The organism is Sulfuricurvum kujiense DSM 16994, assembly GCF_000183725.1.
In the GTDB taxonomy this organism is placed as follows: Bacteria; Campylobacterota; Campylobacteria; order Campylobacterales; family Sulfurimonadaceae; genus Sulfuricurvum; species Sulfuricurvum kujiense.
On record NC_014762.1, the window covers coordinates 398,310 to 416,446 of the forward strand.

Sequence of the window (18,137 nt, forward strand, 5' to 3'; positions counted from 1 at the left end):
CTTAAGTCTTTCTGATAGAATAATTGAAGCGGATAAACTTATGCTTGGTTCACTTCCACCGTAATGTGAACCAGCTCCTCATGAATGCTCAGCTGTTGTTTGAAAAAATCGGGGGAAACCTCTTCGGTCGTATGCAATGAGAGGATACAGGAGTATTTCCCTTTTCCGACACGCCATACATGCAAATCGGTAATGGTTGCTTTGATAGGGCTTGCTTCAATGACGTCATAGATTTCATCCACCACGGGCGCATCCATTTCGGCATCGAGCAAAATGCGTCCCGAGTCGCGCAGCAGCCCGTATGCCCAAACCGCAACCAAACCGGCTCCCACGATCCCCATGATCGGATCGAGCCAGGCAGCACCCCATAACATCCCGCAGAAGAGTGCGATAATGGCAAGAACCGAAGTAGCGGCGTCTGCAATAACGTGCATATAGGCTGAGCGGAGATTCAAATCGTGATGATGATCATGACTATGATCGTGGCCGTGGTGGTGATCATGATCATGATGGTGCCCGTCTTTAAGAAGCCATGCGCATATCAGATTGACTACCAAACCGATGACGGCGATTTGGATCGCTTCGCCGTAATGGATCGGCGTCGGTGAAATAAGCCTCTGCGCTGATTCATAGAACATAAGTGCAGCCACGCCGACAAGGAAAATGGCACTGGTATAACCTCCCAGAACTTCTATTTTCCATGTACCGAATGCAAAACGCTTGTCATTTTCATATCGACGTGCGGCACCGTAGGCCATCACCGATAATCCGAGTGCCAATGCATGGGTTCCCATGTGCCAGCCGTCAGCCAGAAGGGCCATAGAGTTATAAGCCCATCCGCCGATGATCTCGGCTACCATCATAAAAGCGGTTAGCGCGACGGCTATACGGGTGTTTCGCTCAGCAAGGGGATTGCCTTCGTCAAAGATGTGAGAGTGATACCATTTTTCGGCAGAAGTGCTCATAGGAAACGTATCCTTAAATTAAATTATGATACTATACCCCAGTATACTTAATTGAGATTAAAACAAAGAGAACACCATGGCGCATACGATCCATTCTAAGAAACAGTTATTGACACGGGTCCGGCGGATAAAAGGGCAGGCAGAAGCATTGGAGAGGGCATTGGACGATGAAAAAGAGTGCTCGGCGGTGCTTCAGCAGATTGCCGCGATTCGAGGGGCAATCAACGGTTTGATGAGTGAGGTTATGGAAGGATATATACGCGAGCATCTCAGCCCGGATGTTCCGGAACAGCAGCGCAATGAAGACTTGGAAAAGCTGGTGAGCGTGATTCGCTCGTATTTAAAATAAGTTCATAGATTATTTCGGGGTATTGCAATCGGTATCTTTACCGAATATGCAACGTCCGTTAAAAATGAGTTTACGGATAAAAAAGAAAAGGGAAACGGAGGCGAGAAGACCGCTGATAATTGCATGCGGTATAAGCCCCTGAGAAAAAAAAGAGAAGGTCGCTACGATAAAAGCAAACGTTATTATAAGACACATTCGTCACCTCCTAAATAGATTCCGATAGCTGAGTATAACACCGATTGCTTCAGGGGAAGTGATTAAGACGCTCTTTAACATCACTGAGACGGACGAAACTATATCCTTGTGCTTTGAGTTTGACAACCCCTTCCATAATCCCTTCTCGCGTCCCCCCTTCCGGATGGTTCATGTGAAAAATGAGGATATCGCCGCTGCGGGCACTTTCTATTTGCTGGACCACTTTGGGAGCGCTAAAGGTTGCCCCCGCATCGCCTAAAATGCTGAATCCCGCAATCTCTACACCGTTTTGGCGGGCGATAGCGACAGAGAGCTCATCATAATAGGCGGTGCCTGAGCGGAAAAATTTTGGCCGTCTGCCGGTCAGTTTTTCGATCAAATCTCCGTTGCCGTTGATTTCGTGCTTAACCTCTTCGGGGGAAGCGGTGCCGGGGATATTATAAATACTTTTGCCGCTGACGGAAAGGGGACGGTGAGCGGTTCCGTGATTGGCAATCTCGAAGAGGGGATTAGCCGCTAAATACATGAACGTTTCCGGATTGCTTTGTATCCAGCGGGAATTGATGAATAATGTCGCCGGAATACGGTTTTCAATCAGAAAGTCGATCAGTCCGGCATCAAATTGCGAACTTTTGGCACTGCCTCCGCATGCGTCGAAGGTAAGGGCGACTTCTTTTTGAGAGGTTTTAAATGTCGTAACAACACCGGTCACGTTTTCACCCCATTGCACCGGTTCGTCTGCCGTGAGGGAAAGTACGGTTGTAAGCAGAAGGATAACGAGTTTTTTAATCATTCATGGTACCTTTGCGTTGAGGATGAAATTGTAGCGTATCTTTCAAAGGCAAATTTAGCAAAAATCAGCCTTTAAGATATCTTTCACCCCCCGTTCGTTATCATCGATACATTTATATTGAGTCAAATACGTAACCGCGAAAGCATGCAGGAATAATAAAGTGTCCCATAAAACGACTTATACGAAGATTGCGGCTAAAATCATTTTTATAACGATGTTAGTCACGCTTGTCGCTACCTATATCTATGGCGAGTACATGAAAAGAGACGCAATTACGAATCTGGCGCATGTCGATGCCAAGAAAACGAGTATGCTGGTTTTCGAAGCACTCTATTCCGCTATGCAAAGAGGGTGGAATAAAAACGATCTCGAAGAGATTATCAGCAGGCTTAACCGAGTCGATTCTCATATGAAAGTCAATGTATACCGGAGTGAAGTCGTCGCCGATCTTTTCGGTGAAATTGAAAAAGACAAAGTTGCCCGTGAATCAAATACAGAGATCAAAAAAGCGATTCGCGGTGAAGAAGTACTGAATATTTCGGATAAAGAACTCATCGAATACTACTATCCCGTTATCGCCAAAGAGAATTGTTTAAAATGCCACGTAAATGCCAGTTCCGGAGATGTTCTCGGGGTCATCGATATCTCGTATCCCGTTGAGAATTTAAAAGTACCGCTCACCGATATGATCAACTTTTTTATTATTTTCATTATTGTTTTTTCCATAATTGTTTACTTGTCCATATTTATAGAACTCAACCAGTATTTGATCAAGCCGATTAAGAATTTTTCTAATTTGATCAAGAATATAACGGCGTCTCAGGATATGAGAAAGCGCATAGAGCTGAATGAGAATATCGAAGAGATCGATTCGATTAAGGATGTCTTTAATAGTATGCTCGATTCGATTGAGCATCAGTTTTATTTCGATACACTGACCGGATTGGAGAATCGAAGAAGGCTCACCGAAAAGTTGGAAGAGCGGCACAGTGTCTTTTTGATGATTATCAACATTGACTCTTTTCAAGAGATTAATGATCTTTACGGAGAGCCGGCGGGGGATTTGATACTTAAAGAGTTTGCCCAGTATTTAAAAGAGATAATGCCCAAAGAAGAGGGGTTGTACCGGCTCCATTCGGATGAGTTTGCCCATATCTGCACCAGTGGGATGGATTTGAATGAGTTTAGGAATTTTGCCGCACTTATCAGTGAGAAAATATCGCAAAAGAGTTTTAACATCGATGAGCGGAGCGAAGTGAGTCTCAGTGCGACTATCGGGGTATCGTACGGTTCGGAGCTGCTGCTGGTGAATGCGGATATCGCACTGAAACTGGCAAAGAAAACCAAAAAGAACTTTTTGATTTATGATAATACGATGGCGATGACAAAAGAGTATGAGAAAAATTTTGACTGGACGAAGCGGCTCAAAAAAGCGATCGAAGAGGATAAAATCGTTCCGCTGTTTCAGCCGATCGTCGATACTAAAACGCAGGTAATCGTTAAATACGAAGCATTGATGCGGATGGTGGATGATCAAGGATTCTACATCGCTCCCGTCCATTTTTTAGAGCTTGCCAAGAAAAATAAGCTCTATCATCAGTTGACAAAAATCATGATTCAAAAAACGTTTGAAAAATTCCAGAGCCTGACCTATTTCGTCTCGATCAATATATCGGTGGAAGATATTTTAAACAAAGAGATAAACCACTTTATCGTAAAAACGTTGGAAGAGTCCGGAATCGGGCATCAAATCGTATTTGAAATCATTGAATCAGAGGGGATTGAAAATTTCGATCAGGTTTTAGAGTTTATCAATGAAGTCAAACAATACGGGGCTAAAATCTCGATCGACGATTTCGGAACGGGGTATTCAAATTTCGAGTATCTTATGAAGCTGAAGGTCGATTACATCAAAATTGACGGTTCGATGATTAAAAACATCGACAGCGATAAAAACTCCCAGATGATTACGACATCGATTGTCAGTTTCGCCAAAAATATGAATATTAAAACGGTGGCGGAATTTGTCCATTCCAAAAACGTTTTTGAAAAAATAAACGAATTGGGAGTGGACTATTCCCAGGGGTATTATTTCGGAGAACCGACCGAATTGGTTACTCCGTCTTCTCCTTGACGTAAGCAGCCCCCTGATTCACTTTTTCTTTCGTCCAATCAGCCGCTTTGGACGTATCCTCTTTAACTCCGCTCCATGTGGCGGAGCAACCGGAAAATACCGTTAAAACAGTAGCTATAAGCAGTATGTATTTCATAGGAACTCTTTTGTGAAATTTGGAATTATTGTAGCGTAACTGCATAAATGCGACACTACAAACGATGCGATTTAATTAGTATGTGAACTCTTGTTTATAGATAAGATATGCACTGGATTCTTTAAAATGAGCCATCTTTTTAAAGACATGTTCGATAGGTATTTTTTTGAGTTCACTGATCGTTTGGCATTTTAACATTTCGTTAACGGTTATTTTTGCTTTATGAGCCATGATAAGGGCTTCTATCGATGTCAAATTAACTATATTATTTAACGTATGTTGGATCCGTTGCCATTCAGTTATTTCAAGTGACATTTTCGACTCCTTGTTTTTACACGATATAGAAGATTACAAGAAGAGTGTGAATTTTTAATGAATTTTTGAAAGGGATGAATACACTTTCGGTAATCAACCGATCGGTAGAGATGTAATCAAATACGAGGCATTTGATCGGGAAGATGAGAGGTGACGTTTTACGTTCCCAACTCTGTTTCAATCCGGTTTTTCCCGAGCTCTTTCGCACGGTACATAGCCGAATCGGCTCGCGTCAGGATAGTCTCTATCGTATCGCCGGTGCGTACAGTGGCAACCCCAAAGCTTGCGGTTACAGGAAACGGTGCGAGGTGAATGAGACGGGAGTCTTCTTCGATTGCTTTGCGCAGGGTTTCGGCAATGACTTCGGCATTTTTATAATCGGTATTAATCAACCCGATGATAAATTCTTCACCTCCCCAACGTCCGATGATGTCGGTACGGCGCAGACGGGTTTTGAGGAGCTCAGAGATTCGGATAAGCACGTTGTCTCCCGCCTGATGGCCGAGCGTATCGTTGATAGTTTTAAAGTTGTCGATATCGAAAAAGATAAGGCTGAGAGGATCATTGTTTCGTTGCGAGAGAAGGAGAAAATCATTGAAAGAATCATCGAAAGCATGTCTATTCATCAGCCCTGTTAGAGCATCGTTGCGAGCCATAAACTCGAGCTTTTCATTGTATCCTCGGATCATCATAATGATGATGAATGTAATGATTACGGTTACCAGCAGCGAAGCGGCGAGGTTCAGATAAAACGTTCGGCGTACGTTTTGGGTAAAATCATCCAACTTTGCCTCGACCAGGAGGTAGAGGTCGAGTTCGGGGATATATTTGGTTTTGAGGAGATAATTTACGCCGTCTTTTTGATATTCGAGGATTTTGGAATCTTTGATAATGATCTGATCCGCAAGATTGCGAAGCTCAGGGGCATCGTAAAGGCTTTTGATTTTAGCGTCTGTCCGTTCGGATAAAATAATTTTCCCCTCTTCGTTCACGAACAGAACCGTAAAATTGTACTCTTGCCGGAACCGTTTGAGCATATCGTTGATGTATGATATTTTCAAACCGATCCCGGTGGCCCCGACAAAATGATAATCGCTGTCGTAGATTTTATGGTTGATAAACATAATCAGCGAATTATCGAGGTTATTATTGAAATCGAGATTGATCTCATGATCTTCTTGGAGTGTCTTGAATTTATAATACCACTCATTATCGGATTTGGTAGGGCTGAGATGTTCGAGAAAACCGTTTTGGGTGTAATAGCTTTGGGTTTTCTCAGAAACCAAAAAGGCGACGAACATCCCGTATTTGTTTTTGATCGTATCGAGGTAACGGGTGATTTTATCGCTGTTTTGTTCATCCTTGATAAGCCAGTCTTTGAGAAACGTGTCGTGTGCCATCATCGATGCGACGAGGTTCGGTTCGATAACGTGTTTTTGAATTTCTGTGTAGATATTGTCCACCGTCAGCGGAAGGGAACGGGTTTTTAGATCGGTTTCGGTGGAGCGGAGCGAAACCATAAAATTGATGAGAGAGATACTGATCGAGAGGACGATCATCATGACTGATATGGTGACGACGATGTATAAATTATTTTTGAATTTCATTTGGCTCTTTTAACATATTTATATTATTTCTTCCGAAAGCAGATTAAACACCATAAAATCTTCGAAAGGGTTCTTTCCCGATCCTGGGATGTTTTCAAATCCGTATTCGAGATACATGGCGCGTTTGTTTTCATCGACGGGGATGAGAAAAATATGGTTGATCGCCACGATTTTTTGTAATTCAAACGCTAACATAATAACATCATCGAGCATTGAGAAACTGTATCGTGGAGTGCCTCCGAGCATTTTTTGCCGATACTCGGGCTTAATATACAAAAACTCGATCAATAATCCAGGGATATTATCGACGTCGTTGGTAATTTTAAGAGAGACGAATCCGAAGGGTGTTTGATCGGCATAGCCCGCATGGATGATATTTTGATGGTGTGAAGCCGTTTCGCGGAGTAAACCGATAAATGCTTGCAGTGCGTCGGATTCGCAAGTGAAATCAAAAAATGTAAAAAAATCGGATAATGTTTCGGATGAAAGAGGGATAATCACAATCGGATTAACTGGCGAGCTTCGCTTTGAGCGCTTTGATCTTATCGGCTTGCTTGGCGGTGGTGACTTTTAGCACCTTTTTTTGTTCTTCGTTTAAATTTTTGATCGGTTTGGCAGTTTCTACCTTGCCGTCACGTATAACGTATGACATAATGGTTTCCTTACAGATAAGTAAGATAGTTGTATGAAATTGTAACATGATTTTTTAAAAATGAAGTGGTGACCCCAAGGGGATTCGAACCCCTATGGCCAGAATGAAAATCTGGAATCCTAACCATTAGATGATGGGGCCACAATAATGCGGCTAAAAAAGTGGTGTCCCGTGATGGATTCGAACCATCGACCCCCTCATTAAAAGTGAGATGCTCTACCGGCTGAGCTAACGAGACGTGAAAAACAATAAACTGTTCCAGCACAATTTATGGACGGGAATTATAGCGGTTAGTACCTTTTTTGTCAATAGTTTTGGGAGAAAAATATACATTTTGTCCGAAGAATAAGATATCGGTACACTTTGGCGTCTAAAAAGAATCGTAAAAATGATATTATTTGTGATAAACAGAGCCGATGAGGTAGGAGAATGAAAAAACTTTTAATTCTTATTTGTATGATGGTTTTGAACCTTTCAGCCCATTCTATTCACAATGACGATCAGTTTAAAGCTGCCGTCGCGTCGATGGGTGCGGATAATAAATTAGTATTAATGATTTATACAACGGATGATTGTCCCGAATGTGCGTATATGAAACAAAAAGTATTTCACGATAAAGGGGTTGAAGACTATATGAACCGCCATTTTGTAGTGATAGAAAAAAATGTCCATAAGAACAAACTCCCGGACGGGTATGATTTTTTCGGAATACCGACGATGTTTTTTATCGACAAAGCGGGAAATAGAAAAGAGACGGTGGTCGGAAGCAAAAGGGCTCAGCCGTTTTTGGCAGAACTGCACCGTATCCGGGGAATGAAATGAAATTGGCATGGTTGGCTTTTTGGATCGGTGTTTCGTTGAGCGCGTACGATGCGGCTCATTTGAAAAAAGCGTTGGAAGATAAAGAGTGTATCGGATGTGATTTGCGGGGTGCCGATCTCAGCCAAAACGATTTTAGCGGCGGCGATTTTCACGGCAGCGATCTCAGCGAGGCCGATTTGCATGAGAGTATTTTTGAAATGGGGGACTTGAGTGATTGCAATCTCAGCGGAGCAAATGCCGAAAATGCCCTTTTTTGGAAAGGGACGATGGAGAGAGCCGATCTTACCCGTATACATGCACGAGGGGCTAATTTTAAAGGGGTACATCTGAATCGAAGCCGTTTGAATTCGGCTGATCTTCGGGGGACTAAAAGTTGGAAAGCCGATTTTACCGATGCATCTTTCTCAAAAACGGATTTTACCGATGCGGAGCTGGGGGATGCGAAATTTATCCGAAACGATCTGCGTACGGTCAAAATGAAACGTGCCTTGTTATGGCAGACCCGTTTTAGTGATACCGTTTTAACCAAAGCTCAATGTGCTCATGCTAAAAAAGAAGAGGCGATTTTGGATGCAAACGTGACGTGCCGTTAAACAAATTTAACTGAAATTATGACTCCTGATAGCGCAAAGATCGGGAGTAGTCCCACGACAGGGATTTTTAGCATTCTCAGTAAAAAAAATCCCGTTACGACCAATGCCATATCAATGGTGGAGGTGACACCGCTCGTAAAGACTGGATTATATAAAGCTGCAAGGAGGATGCCGACTACGGCGGCATTGAGACCGGCTGCGACTGCGGCAATGCGCGGACGTTGAGCGAGGATTTCCCATCCCCGATAGAGCCCAAGCAGGAGCAGAAAGCCGGGGAGAAAGATGGATAGTGTCGCGACCAATGCGCCTAATAGAGGCGAAGAGGGGGAGAGATCGGTCCCCAAAAATGCTGCTAGGCTGAACATCGGTCCCGGAACTGCCTGCGCCGCTGCGTAGCCAAACAAAAATCGCTCTGTCGTGATCGAATCACCCAAAGCGTGCTGCAAAAGAGGAAGGACAACGTGCCCACCACCGAAGACAAGTGCACCGCTTTGAAAAAAGGTGTTGAACAGGGCAATCCATTTCGACACATCGACGAAAAACGGCACAAGGATGAAAAGGGCGAGGAAGAGGATCAGCGGTATATACGAAATACGGATGGGGACTGCAGAAGTTGCTATCGGGATATGGAGGAACATCAACCCGATTACTGCGGAAATGATCAATAGGATCATTTGTGTCGAAAGCGAGGGAAACAGCCACAATGAGGCCGCACTTGCTATTGCGATAGCGGAAGCTGCGGTAGAGGTGCAAAACGAGCGGTACATCGAAAGAACCGCATCGGCGACGACGATCACGGCAAAAAGCTTGAGACCATGAATCATCCCCGTAAAAATCGGAGTCGGTTCAAAGGGGACGATGGCAAGAGTAGCCATAAAGATAAACGAGGGGATGGTAAAGCCGATAAATGCCGCGATTCCGCCGAGCAGTCCTGCTCGTTCTATCCCGATTGCAAAGCCTACTTGACTCGATCCGGGGCCTGGGAGAAACTGGCTGAGTGCGACAAGGCGAGCATAAGAAGCATTATCTAGCCAACGAAGTTTATCGACAAAAGTGGTACGAAAATAGCCGATATGAGCTGCAGGCCCTCCGAAACTGACCAGTCCCAAGAGTAAAAATCGCCAAAATAGCTCCCATATTTTCATCTATCTATCTCTTCAATCATTAGGGTTTAAATCGTTGATTGCTAAACGGCGGAGTACTTGGACGTTCAATGACGATAAAGCCGTATCCGCTATTTTTATGACATGAGGTACACGCATTTGAAAGTGTCTCAAAGGCTTTGATAAATTGAGAGGAATTCTTTTGCTTGATGGATTCTTCCACTTGATCAAGAGCCGGAGCTATTGAGATTTTCATCATTTTAGCAATAGGTTTGCCTTTAAAAATCGGATGATAGACAGCGGCATCTTCTAGCCCCTCCTTGATCTCATCCAGCTCATAAGTCGCAAGTTTCCAGTTTTGATTTTGCCCTGCAAACCAGAGTTTTGCATGCCGTATTTGTACCGCTCCCATCATATCTCCTAATCCGGGAGTATACGATTGGGGTTCATTTGCGTGAAGTTGGGCTATGAGTATGAGGACTGATATTCCTATGCGTTTCATAAACGATTCCTTTTAAGATATTTGCAAGAACTCTATCGCAAAAGCGTTAAGGAAGTATTAGTATGCAGCTTTGTGTAAAATGGTACAATGGGCGAAATAGTTTGGTATAAGAGAGATCAATGGGACGTATTTTACTTTTGGAAGATGATGAGATATTGTCTCAAACGATCATGACGATTTTACGTAGTGAAGGGTACGAAGTCTATAAAGCGGTTAATGGGCGTGAAGCATATGATTTGACCTTTGAACATCCGTTCGATCTCTATTTATTTGATGTGAATGTCCCGGAGTCTAATGGGTTTGAAGTATTACGCGAATTGAGAAAATCGGGAGATGAAACACCCACTTTTTTTATTACTGCCCTGAGCGATATTCAATCCGTATCGCAAGGGTTTGAAGCGGGAGCTAATGACTATATTAAAAAGCCGTTTGATCTGGACGAATTTGTGATTCGTATACGTGCAGCCCTAAAGCGCAAGTATCGAACCATTTTGTATAGGGATATTGCGTTTGAACCCAATACCCAACACGTTTTTATCAATGGATTAGAATGTGATCTCTCACCCGTTGAACGGATGGTTTTTTCATTGTTGGTACAGAATATGGATCGGACTGTACCCAAAGAGTCGTTTTATGAGATTATGGAAAAACCATCGGATGCAGCTTTGCGGGTTCATATTGCCCATCTCAAACAAAAACTCGATCTTCAGATCGCTAATATTCGCAGTGTAGGATACCGTCTTGAACTATCGTGAAAAAGAGTCGTTTATCAAGTCGTTTTCTCTCTTTTTTGTTGCCCTATTTAGTATGGGGGCTATAGCACTATGGCTTTATCATGAGGAACAGCAGCGGTTTTATCAACTCCAATTATTGACGGAGATGGATGCGTTTAGCTATGTGCTGCAAGGTGAGGAGTTTGCCTACGCAATCATGAACCTAGATAAGGATCAGCCGATTCATGAACTGATTGTCAAGGATACTGAGGTGTATGCCCTTTTCCCATGGGTGAGAAATCCGGATAATGAGATGGTCAAGGTCACTTATCCCCATCAAGAATATTTGAAATACATGGATGCCGAATCGCGTAAGATTTGGATGCTGTTCCTTTCCCTCGGATTCATAACCGTACTGTTATCAGCTTTTTTCGCCCGTTACACCCTCACACCGATGCGCCGATCTTTGCTTCTGATGGAAAATTTTCTCAAAGACATTATTCACGACCTCAACACTCCGGTATCGTCTATACTCCTTAATAGCCAGCTTTTAAAACGCAAATACACCGATGAGGAGATTGACCGTATATACATCAGTGGACAAACGATTACAGGGCTATATAAAAATCTCGAAGTGTTGTATCGGCAGCTTCCTATCGAGCAAGATGAGGTACGATTGGATACTTTTTTACACGAACGAATCCGCTATTTTCAAACCCTTTATCCCTCCCTTTCACTAACGCTTGAAGGTGAGCGTGAAATGAGTATTTCCATTAACAGAGATATTCTGATGAGAATCGTTGATAATCTCCTCTCTAATGCCTGCAAATACAATCGTTCGAACGGTCAGGTCACTGTGCGATACGATCAAACCTCCATAGAGATCATTGATACAGGGATCGGAATCAAACATCTCGACAAAGTTTTTCACCGTTTTTATAAAGAGACTGAACGAGGGCTTGGGATGGGTCTGCATATCGTCAAAACCCTCGCCGATAGAGTCGGTATTGCGATAGAGATAGAGAGCCAAAAAGGGATAGGTACGCATGTAACGATACATTTTTTACGCTAATACTTCGTTAATGCTTTTTGGTTAGAGTTCCATTAAATTGATAAGATGGAGCAATAAAAGCATATGAAAAAGATTAATCGTAGAGATTTTTTAGGTGCAGGTCTTATTCTCGGTGCATCCACTCTCTTAGGTCAAGAAACCTCCAAAAATTTACTTCCTCAAGGTGAGGAATTCATCCCTCCTGTTATTGCGTTTCCGGAAAAAATGCCCATGAAAACTATCTCAGATCGTCCTCCTCTATTAGGTTCCGCAAGAGGGCGAGAATTGTTCACCCAAGCTATCACACCGAACAATCAATTTTTCGTCCGCTGGCATCTCCCTGATATTCCGACTTATATCAATCTGAACGAATTTCGTCTCGAAGTGAAAGGTTCTGTTTCTACACCTCTTTCTTTGAGCATCGATGATTTGAAAAGCAAATTTGAACCCGCAGAAGTAACCGCCGTCCTCCAATGCGGAGGTAACAGCCGTAAATATTACGCGGTTACCGGACAAGCTACTCATGGTGTCCAATGGGATCACGACGCAATGGGATGCGCTATCTGGAGGGGAGTACGTCTCAAAGATATCCTCAATCGTGCAGGAGTTAAGAGTTCCGCTAAATGGATTGGCTTGAACGGGTTGGAAAAGCCGGCAATGGATGAAACTCCCGATTTTTTCCGTGAAATGGAGATTGAGGAGGCTCTCGAAGATCAGATTATTGTTGCCTATGCGATGAATGGTGAAGACCTGCCTTATCTCAACGGTTTTCCGATTCGTCTTGTCATACCGGGTCATTTTTCAGATAGTTGGGTCAAAATGCTCTCAGAGGTCATGGTCATGGATACCTATCGAGAAAGTTTCTTTATGGATGTCGCCTACACAGTTCCTGATAATGATTGTGAATGTGTTATTTCAGGAAACGATTTCGAGTATAAGCGCAAACCTATTGCCGCGATGAAAGTAAAATCGGTCATTGGTTATCCTTTACCAGGTACGGCGATCAAAAAAGGGTCTCGCGTTAAAATTGCAGGAGTTGCCTTCGATCAGGGCAAAGGGATCAAAGAGGTAATGATTTCTCTTGATAGTGGAAAAAACTGGAGTGCGGCTAAACTGGGTGAAGATCACGGCAAATTTGCATTTCGCCCGTGGAGTTATGAGTGGGAACCCAAAACCAAAGGGGAATATACAATTATGGTGCGTGCCATCAACCGAATCGGTAATATACAACCGATGCCTCACGAAATCGGCTGGAATGCCGGAGGGTACCAATACAACGCCGTTGATTCTGTTAGCGTTCAGATTGTATAAGGGGATCAAATGAAAAAAATTATTTTACTCAGTGCACTTTTGATTTCTATCTCTTTTGCCCAAGTTGCACAGCCGATAGAGATTCCTTATGTCGATTACCCTATGGTAAAAGGAGACCATGATGAAGTGGCACAGCAATACTGTCTCATTTGTCATTCATGGGGATATATCCTCAATCAGGGAAAAAAAAGTCGTCCCTATTGGAGTGGAACGGTCCAAAAAATGGTGAATGAGTTCAAGGCTCCTATCAGTAAAGAAGAGCAGCAAACGATTATTAATTATCTCGTCAAACATTATGGCTATGAAAATAGTGTTTCCGGGCACTAGGTTCATATTGTTACCAAATGAAAAATTTATATTTTATTATTTGATATTTTTATGATAAAGGCCAAGGATTTATATGCTAATCGGTAATATTTCAGCTATGAATATCTGGTCATTTGATTTTGCATGGGCATTTTTAGCACTCCCTCCGATACTCTATTGCCTCTACCGTTGTAAAGTCATCCCCCAAAAACGGTACTTTCCCCATTTGCAATTTTTCGGCAACCCGGGAAAATGGCGGAATTTAGAGTGGCTCTTCAAAGCACTTGCCGTGACGCTGATGGTGGGAGCCCTGGCAACACCCGTCGTGGTCGATTATTCCGATCCCCGCAACCGAAACGGCATCGATATCGTCCTCTCGCTTGACGGGAGCGGGTCGATGAATGCATCCGGCTTTTCGAAAGAGGAACCGAGATTGTCGCGCTTTGAAGTGGTGCAAAAAATCGCCTCCGATTTTGTGATGAAGCGCATCGAAGACAATGTGGGTGTGGTACTGTTCGGCGATTTCGCATTTATCGCAACGCCGGTGACCTATGAAAAAGAGATCGTTTCGGAAATGATCGGGTATCTTAGCCACGGAATGGCGGGGCAGAATACCGCCATCGGCGAGGGGATCGCGATGGGGGTGAGGGCATTGCGGGACTCAAAAGCCAAAAGCAAGGTCATTATCCTCCTTACCGACGGTGAGCACAACAGCGGCTCCATCTCCCCTAAAGAGGCGGTGGCGATGGTAGGCAAAGAGCATATCCGACTCTATACGATCGGAATAGGCCAGAAAGGTGAGTTTGACAATGCTCTGCTCAAACAGCTCGCCCATGACGGCCACGGAAAGTTTTTTGCCGCTGCGAACGAAAAAGAGCTTCAGAGCGTCTACGATGAGATCGATATGCTGGAGCGCTCAAAGATCAAAAGCAAGCAGCATACCTTCGAAGAGCACTATTACCAGTGGTTCGGTGCCGCGGCATTGGGCGTTCTTCTGATCTTGATGTGGCGCAGGAGAATCGGGTCATGATGTTTTTAACACCGTTATGGCTTGGCGCCCTTGTGATTGTTCCGCTGTATGTTTGGCAGGTTAAGCGCAGCGGATGGTCCAAACAGGGGTGGCTCTTGGCATCCATAGCCCTTTTAATCCTCTCTCTTGCACGTCCGGTATTGCCGCAAAAACCGGTTACGGCCGAAGAGGCGGGATCGGATGTGATCTTTGCGGTGGATCTGTCGTATTCGATGCGGGGAACCGATCTTGCCCCCAGCCGTCTGGAAGTGGCAAAAAAACTGCTGTACGACGTCGTTCGGAGTGATCAAAAAGACCGGTTCGGTGTCATCGGATTTACTACAAGTGCCATCGTCCTCTCGCCGCTGACCAAGGATACTGAGATGCTTGAGCATCTTTTTTCTTCTCTTGATGAGTCGCAGATCATCACCAAAGGGACGAACGTGATGAGTGCATTGGAACTCTCCCGTAAAATGTCCCATTCGGCACGTCCGATAGTGATCTTGCTCACCGATGGGGGAGATGAAGCATCGTATGAAAAAGAGAGCTCTTTTGTAAGGGATAACAATCTGGCACTCAGTGTCGTGATGTTGGCAACAAACAATGGAAGTACCCTTCCGACATCCGAGGGATCGTCTTTAAAAGACGAAAACGGACATATCGTCGTCAGTGCACGCAATGACGCGATTGAAGAGATCGTTAATAAGGGAAAGGTTATCCGAAATACACGAGCGGGAGAAATACTTTCGCTCATCGATTCCGCCCGCGAAAACGATTTTACGGGTAAAACATCGGTGATGCGCTATCAAGAACTTTTTTACGTCCCTCTCATGTTGTCATTGATCGCTTTTGTTGCGGCGTTTACGACCGTCGGCAAAAAAATCTCCCGTCTGTTTATACCGGCACTGGCATTGATCGGCGTATCGGCACAGGGGGGGATGCTCGATTTTGGGTATATCTATTTAGCCGAAATAAATTACACGCACGGAAATTTTGAGCGGTCCGCCGAGCTGTATCGCCATGTTGAGGGGGAGAGAGCCCGCTATAACCGTGCGAATGCCCTCTATAAAGCGGGAAAATATGCCGATGCGTTGGGACTTTACCGCTCAATCCGCAGCAACAATGCCTCTTTTAAAGCCAACATTTTTTACAATATGGGCAATTGTCATATACGTCTGCAGGAGTTCGGCGAAGCGCGCGAGTCGTTTTTGAAATCTCTGACGCTTCGCTATACCAGAGCCGCCGATCAAAATCTTCGTGCAATTACGGAAGTAAAAGAACATCAGACACTGAATGTCCGCAAAGAGAAAAATGACAGCTTCGCTTCCGAGGAGAATAAACCGACGGGAGCGAAAAAAACCTCAAAAGAGGGGGGCGGCTCCAATATGAAAACCGATACCGCATCCGGAGGCGGAGGCGATGAGGGGAAGAGGGCGCAAAGCGATCCGAGGTTTTCGATGTCGCAGGGTAAAGCTGCGCTCAGCTCACGCCAATATGAGCTGATCAATCAAAGGAGTGTGCATGAGACGAAGCCTTGGTAGGGCGGTGATACTGATGGTATTATGTCCGCTTCTGGGGTGGGGGGCAATGTATCAGTGGAGCGTTCTCAAATCCCCTCAAAGCCTCTATGTCAATCAAAGCGGGGTCATACGCTATGAGTGTACCTTTTCAACCAGTGCGGCGGATTATACGATCACTTTTAACCCTATAAGCAATGAAAGCTACAAAGTTTCAATATTGACGCAGCGCGATCAGATCATCGGGGGAAAGCGGGTGCAGACGTTTGACGTACTGATTACCCCGAAAAAAGAGGGAAATATCGATGTATCGTTGGAAGCATTGATACGCCATACGACTTTCGCCTCAATCGAGAACGCGTCGATCGGACGGGATAACGTCAAAAAATACGATTTCGACGATGAAAAAGCGCATTTGCCGAAAGTAGTGATTGAGGCCAAACCCAACAGTGCGGCGCTCAGCGGAGAACTTTCACTGGAGGTAAAAGTCGATAAGCGTAATGCGCTTGCCCACGAGCCGGTTCATCTAAGCCTCTATATTCGGGGACGCGGAAATCTCGATCAGTATACTCCGTATGAACTCAACATCAGCGGAGTCAACATTTTTGGTGAGGAACCGATACGTGATATTTCTCCGGATCCGGCCGGGTTTGCGGGGGAGATACGTCAGGAGTTCGCCATTGTGAGCGATAAAAGCTATGTCATCCCGAGTATTACCCTCGATGTCTTTGATTCGACAACGCAAAAAATCAAACGGCTTCAAAGCGATAGTATCGCGATAGAGGTCGCTCAGGGGTTTGAGCGCTCCGATCTTCTCGATCCTCCGGGCTTGCGTGACTGGAGCAATTTGGCACGATACAGCCTCTATGCGGCATTGGTGATTGCGGGTGCAGTGTTGGGAGAAATCGCACGACGGTTATGGAGATTGCGCCCCCGTCGAAAATCAAAGCAGTTCTGGGATGAGGCTAAAAACCCGAAAGAGCTGGCGATGTTCCTTGCTCTAAGCGGTGATAAGCGGTATGACGAGATTATCGGCTTGCTTGAATCGGGTGCGGTCGGATTAGGTGAAGCTAAAAAGAAATTAAGTACACTCACAACAGATAAAGAGGAAATAGCATGATAGAAACAATTAATACGATCCGTTCCGAGGTTTCCAAAGTCGTTGTCGGTCAGGAGAAGATGATCGACGGGCTGTTGATCGGCTTGCTGTGCGACGGTCATATTCTGATCGAGGGGATTCCGGGACTGGCAAAAACGACGACGGTCAAAGCCCTCTCGCAGAGTTTGGGTCTGGAATTCAAACGGGTGCAGTTTACCCCCGATTTGCTGCCGAGCGATATTTTGGGAGCTGAGGTATACGATCCGAAAAACAATGCGTTCAAAATTAAAAAAGGGCCTATCTTTACCAATCTTCTCCTTGCCGATGAGATCAACCGCGCCCCGGCCAAAGTCCAGTCGGCACTGCTCGAAGTGATGCAGGAACGGCAGGTGACGCTGGGGGATGAGAGTTTCAAACTCGAATCGCCATTTTTGGTCATGGCGACCCAAAACCCGATTGAAAACGAGGGGGTATACCCCCTTCCCGAAGCGCAGCTGGATCGCTTTATGCTCAAAATTACCGTCGGTTACAACACTGCCGAAGAGGAACTCGCTATCGCACGTCGTATCGCATCCTCAACGGCCGAGGCGATATATGCCGTGATCGACGCGGATACGCTTCATGCCCTCAAAGAGAGGGTGAAGACGATCCATATCGATGAAGAGGTCGAGCGGTACATGATCGCCCTTGTAACGGCAACCCGTGAACCTGAAAAATTCGGACTTGAATCGATCAAGCGGTATTTGCAGTTCGGTGCCAGCCCCCGCGTAAGTATCGATATGTTCAAAGCGGTGCGAGCCGTTGCCTTTTTGCGCGGAAAAGAGTTTGTCAGCCCGAGTGATATTGCCTCCATCATCAAAGAGCTGATGCGGCACCGTATCGTATTGAGTTATGAGGCGGAAGCCGAAGAGGTTAAGGTCGATGATTTGATCGAGCAGATCATCAAAGCGGTACCGATTCCGTAA

At 44.8% G+C, this 18,137-nt stretch carries 22 protein-coding genes and 2 tRNA genes; 12 read left to right on the forward strand and 12 right to left on the reverse strand.

The genetic code is table 11. The features are described 5' to 3' along the window. Nucleotides 1-38: 38 nt before the first annotated feature. Nucleotides 39-965, reverse strand: coding sequence for a CDF family Co(II)/Ni(II) efflux transporter DmeF (gene dmeF / locus SULKU_RS02070; RefSeq protein WP_013459269.1), 927 nt, complete (start codon nt 963-965; stop codon nt 39-41). A gap of 76 nt (nt 966-1,041) precedes the next feature. Between dmeF and SULKU_RS02075 the strand changes: the two genes are divergently transcribed. Next, the gene (locus SULKU_RS02075) at nt 1,042-1,314 is read left to right on the forward strand and encodes a metal/formaldehyde-sensitive transcriptional repressor (protein WP_013459270.1); all 273 of its coding nucleotides are present in this window, start codon (nt 1,042-1,044) and stop codon (nt 1,312-1,314) included. 9 nt (nt 1,315-1,323) lie between these two features. Here SULKU_RS02075 and SULKU_RS02080 read toward each other — a convergent pair whose 3' ends face one another. Beyond that, nucleotides 1,324-1,509 carry a hypothetical protein gene (locus SULKU_RS02080; protein WP_013459271.1) on the reverse strand — a complete coding sequence of 62 codons (186 nt, stop codon included), beginning with the start codon at nt 1,507-1,509 and terminating at the stop codon, nt 1,324-1,326. Between the two features lie 49 nt (nt 1,510-1,558). Further along, entirely contained in the window at nt 1,559-2,302 is a 744-nt protein-coding gene (locus SULKU_RS02085; protein WP_013459272.1) for a polysaccharide deacetylase family protein, read from the reverse strand. A 160-nt stretch (nt 2,303-2,462) separates the two neighbouring features. Here SULKU_RS02085 and SULKU_RS02090 point away from each other — a divergent pair, with 160 nt between their 5' ends. Continuing rightward, the gene (locus SULKU_RS02090) at nt 2,463-4,436 is read left to right on the forward strand and encodes an EAL domain-containing protein (RefSeq protein ID WP_013459273.1); all 1,974 of its coding nucleotides are present in this window, start codon (nt 2,463-2,465) and stop codon (nt 4,434-4,436) included. On the opposite strand, the gene SULKU_RS14960 is transcribed toward SULKU_RS02090, so the two are convergent. The 7 genes from SULKU_RS14960 to SULKU_RS02115 all read right to left on the reverse strand — a co-directional run bounded on the left by SULKU_RS14960 (nt 4,417) and on the right by SULKU_RS02115 (nt 7,384). Continuing rightward, nucleotides 4,417-4,572, reverse strand: coding sequence for a hypothetical protein (locus SULKU_RS14960; protein ID WP_013459274.1), 156 nt, complete (start codon nt 4,570-4,572; stop codon nt 4,417-4,419). The genes SULKU_RS02090 and SULKU_RS14960 overlap by 20 nt on opposite strands. A gap of 75 nt (nt 4,573-4,647) precedes the next feature. Next, nucleotides 4,648-4,887, reverse strand: a complete 240-nt coding sequence (locus tag SULKU_RS02095) for a hypothetical protein (protein WP_013459275.1) — start codon at nt 4,885-4,887, stop codon at nt 4,648-4,650. A gap of 158 nt (nt 4,888-5,045) precedes the next feature. After that, nucleotides 5,046-6,494 (reverse strand): sensor domain-containing diguanylate cyclase, encoded by a 1,449-nt coding sequence (locus SULKU_RS02100; RefSeq protein ID WP_013459276.1) that lies wholly within the window; start codon nt 6,492-6,494, stop codon nt 5,046-5,048. Nucleotides 6,495-6,512: 18 nt separating this feature from the next. Then, nucleotides 6,513-6,995, reverse strand: a complete 483-nt coding sequence (locus tag SULKU_RS02105) for a GNAT family protein (protein ID WP_013459277.1) — start codon at nt 6,993-6,995, stop codon at nt 6,513-6,515. 7 nt (nt 6,996-7,002) lie between these two features. Further along, nucleotides 7,003-7,146: a hypothetical protein gene (locus SULKU_RS14965; protein ID WP_013459278.1), complete on the reverse strand. Its 144-nt coding sequence runs from the start codon at nt 7,144-7,146 to the stop codon at nt 7,003-7,005. Nucleotides 7,147-7,212: 66 nt separating this feature from the next. Then, nucleotides 7,213-7,287 (reverse strand) — tRNA-Glu (locus tag SULKU_RS02110). Nucleotides 7,288-7,308: 21 nt separating this feature from the next. Next, nucleotides 7,309-7,384, reverse strand: a tRNA-Lys gene (locus SULKU_RS02115). Nucleotides 7,385-7,575: 191 nt separating this feature from the next. On the opposite strand from SULKU_RS02115, the gene SULKU_RS02120 reads away from it, so the two are divergent. Then, entirely contained in the window at nt 7,576-7,968 is a 393-nt protein-coding gene (locus SULKU_RS02120) for a thioredoxin family protein (protein ID WP_013459279.1), read from the forward strand. Further along, nucleotides 7,965-8,561: a pentapeptide repeat-containing protein gene (locus SULKU_RS02125; RefSeq protein WP_013459280.1), complete on the forward strand. Its 597-nt coding sequence runs from the start codon at nt 7,965-7,967 to the stop codon at nt 8,559-8,561. The genes SULKU_RS02120 and SULKU_RS02125 overlap by 4 nt, the downstream gene beginning before the upstream one ends. Here SULKU_RS02125 and chrA read toward each other — a convergent pair. Beyond that, on the reverse strand, nt 8,558-9,706 hold the full coding sequence (gene chrA / locus SULKU_RS02130) for a chromate efflux transporter (protein ID WP_013459281.1): 1,149 nt from the start codon (nt 9,704-9,706) through the stop codon (nt 8,558-8,560). The two genes, SULKU_RS02125 and chrA, sit on opposite strands and share 4 nt — an antisense overlap. Before the next feature lie 19 nt (nt 9,707-9,725). Next, on the reverse strand, nt 9,726-10,166 hold the full coding sequence (locus tag SULKU_RS02135) for a hypothetical protein (RefSeq protein ID WP_013459282.1): 441 nt from the start codon (nt 10,164-10,166) through the stop codon (nt 9,726-9,728). A gap of 119 nt (nt 10,167-10,285) precedes the next feature. Here SULKU_RS02135 and SULKU_RS02140 point away from each other — a divergent pair, with 119 nt between their 5' ends. The 8 genes from SULKU_RS02140 to SULKU_RS02175 all read left to right on the forward strand — a co-directional run bounded on the left by SULKU_RS02140 (nt 10,286) and on the right by SULKU_RS02175 (nt 18,137). After that, a complete protein-coding gene (locus tag SULKU_RS02140) occupies nt 10,286-10,921 on the forward strand; it encodes a response regulator transcription factor (protein ID WP_013459283.1) in 636 nt (211 codons plus the stop codon). Next, on the forward strand, nt 10,908-11,951 hold the full coding sequence (locus SULKU_RS02145) for a sensor histidine kinase (RefSeq protein WP_013459284.1): 1,044 nt from the start codon (nt 10,908-10,910) through the stop codon (nt 11,949-11,951). Before SULKU_RS02140 ends, SULKU_RS02145 begins: the two co-directional genes overlap by 14 nt. Before the next feature lie 210 nt (nt 11,952-12,161). Further along, nucleotides 12,162-13,241, forward strand: coding sequence for a molybdopterin-dependent oxidoreductase (locus tag SULKU_RS02150; RefSeq protein ID WP_245535157.1), 1,080 nt, complete (start codon nt 12,162-12,164; stop codon nt 13,239-13,241). A 9-nt stretch (nt 13,242-13,250) separates the two neighbouring features. Continuing rightward, on the forward strand, nt 13,251-13,568 hold the full coding sequence (locus SULKU_RS02155) for a hypothetical protein (protein ID WP_013459286.1): 318 nt from the start codon (nt 13,251-13,253) through the stop codon (nt 13,566-13,568). Nucleotides 13,569-13,641: 73 nt separating this feature from the next. Further along, complete coding sequence (locus SULKU_RS02160) at nt 13,642-14,577, forward strand: vWA domain-containing protein (protein WP_013459287.1); 936 nt, start codon at nt 13,642-13,644, stop codon at nt 14,575-14,577. Continuing rightward, nucleotides 14,574-16,097: a vWA domain-containing protein gene (locus SULKU_RS02165; RefSeq protein ID WP_013459288.1), complete on the forward strand. Its 1,524-nt coding sequence runs from the start codon at nt 14,574-14,576 to the stop codon at nt 16,095-16,097. Before SULKU_RS02160 ends, SULKU_RS02165 begins: the two co-directional genes overlap by 4 nt. After that, nucleotides 16,078-17,193, forward strand: coding sequence for a BatD family protein (locus SULKU_RS02170; protein ID WP_013459289.1), 1,116 nt, complete (start codon nt 16,078-16,080; stop codon nt 17,191-17,193). The genes SULKU_RS02165 and SULKU_RS02170 overlap by 20 nt, the downstream gene beginning before the upstream one ends. Then, the gene (locus tag SULKU_RS02175; RefSeq protein ID WP_013459290.1) at nt 17,190-18,137 is read left to right on the forward strand and encodes an AAA family ATPase; all 948 of its coding nucleotides are present in this window, start codon (nt 17,190-17,192) and stop codon (nt 18,135-18,137) included. The genes SULKU_RS02170 and SULKU_RS02175 overlap by 4 nt, the downstream gene beginning before the upstream one ends.

What these genes read in the sequence shown, in the direction of transcription:
- dmeF (WP_013459269.1), bottom strand. Translation starts at nt 965, where the DNA reads ATGAGCACTTCTGCCGAAAAATGGTATCACTCTCACATCTTTGACGAA.
- SULKU_RS02075 (WP_013459270.1), top strand. Translation starts at nt 1,042, where the DNA reads ATGGCGCATACGATCCATTCTAAGAAACAGTTATTGACACGGGTCCGG.
- SULKU_RS02080 (WP_013459271.1), bottom strand. Translation starts at nt 1,509, where the DNA reads ATGTGTCTTATAATAACGTTTGCTTTTATCGTAGCGACCTTCTCTTTT.
- SULKU_RS02085 (WP_013459272.1), bottom strand. Translation starts at nt 2,302, where the DNA reads ATGATTAAAAAACTCGTTATCCTTCTGCTTACAACCGTACTTTCCCTC.
- SULKU_RS14960 (WP_013459274.1), bottom strand. Translation starts at nt 4,572, where the DNA reads ATGAAATACATACTGCTTATAGCTACTGTTTTAACGGTATTTTCCGGT.
- SULKU_RS02095 (WP_013459275.1), bottom strand. Translation starts at nt 4,887, where the DNA reads ATGTCACTTGAAATAACTGAATGGCAACGGATCCAACATACGTTAAAT.
- SULKU_RS02100 (WP_013459276.1), bottom strand. Translation starts at nt 6,494, where the DNA reads ATGAAATTCAAAAATAATTTATACATCGTCGTCACCATATCAGTCATG.
- SULKU_RS14965 (WP_013459278.1), bottom strand. Translation starts at nt 7,146, where the DNA reads ATGTCATACGTTATACGTGACGGCAAGGTAGAAACTGCCAAACCGATC.
- SULKU_RS02120 (WP_013459279.1), top strand. Translation starts at nt 7,576, where the DNA reads ATGAAAAAACTTTTAATTCTTATTTGTATGATGGTTTTGAACCTTTCA.
- SULKU_RS02125 (WP_013459280.1), top strand. Translation starts at nt 7,965, where the DNA reads ATGAAATTGGCATGGTTGGCTTTTTGGATCGGTGTTTCGTTGAGCGCG.
- chrA (WP_013459281.1), bottom strand. Translation starts at nt 9,706, where the DNA reads ATGAAAATATGGGAGCTATTTTGGCGATTTTTACTCTTGGGACTGGTC.
- SULKU_RS02135 (WP_013459282.1), bottom strand. Translation starts at nt 10,166, where the DNA reads ATGAAACGCATAGGAATATCAGTCCTCATACTCATAGCCCAACTTCAC.
- SULKU_RS02140 (WP_013459283.1), top strand. Translation starts at nt 10,286, where the DNA reads ATGGGACGTATTTTACTTTTGGAAGATGATGAGATATTGTCTCAAACG.
- SULKU_RS02150 (WP_245535157.1), top strand. Translation starts at nt 12,162, where the DNA reads ATGAAAACTATCTCAGATCGTCCTCCTCTATTAGGTTCCGCAAGAGGG.
- SULKU_RS02155 (WP_013459286.1), top strand. Translation starts at nt 13,251, where the DNA reads ATGAAAAAAATTATTTTACTCAGTGCACTTTTGATTTCTATCTCTTTT.
- SULKU_RS02160 (WP_013459287.1), top strand. Translation starts at nt 13,642, where the DNA reads ATGCTAATCGGTAATATTTCAGCTATGAATATCTGGTCATTTGATTTT.
- SULKU_RS02165 (WP_013459288.1), top strand. Translation starts at nt 14,574, where the DNA reads ATGATGTTTTTAACACCGTTATGGCTTGGCGCCCTTGTGATTGTTCCG.
- SULKU_RS02170 (WP_013459289.1), top strand. Translation starts at nt 16,078, where the DNA reads ATGAGACGAAGCCTTGGTAGGGCGGTGATACTGATGGTATTATGTCCG.
- SULKU_RS02175 (WP_013459290.1), top strand. Translation starts at nt 17,190, where the DNA reads ATGATAGAAACAATTAATACGATCCGTTCCGAGGTTTCCAAAGTCGTT.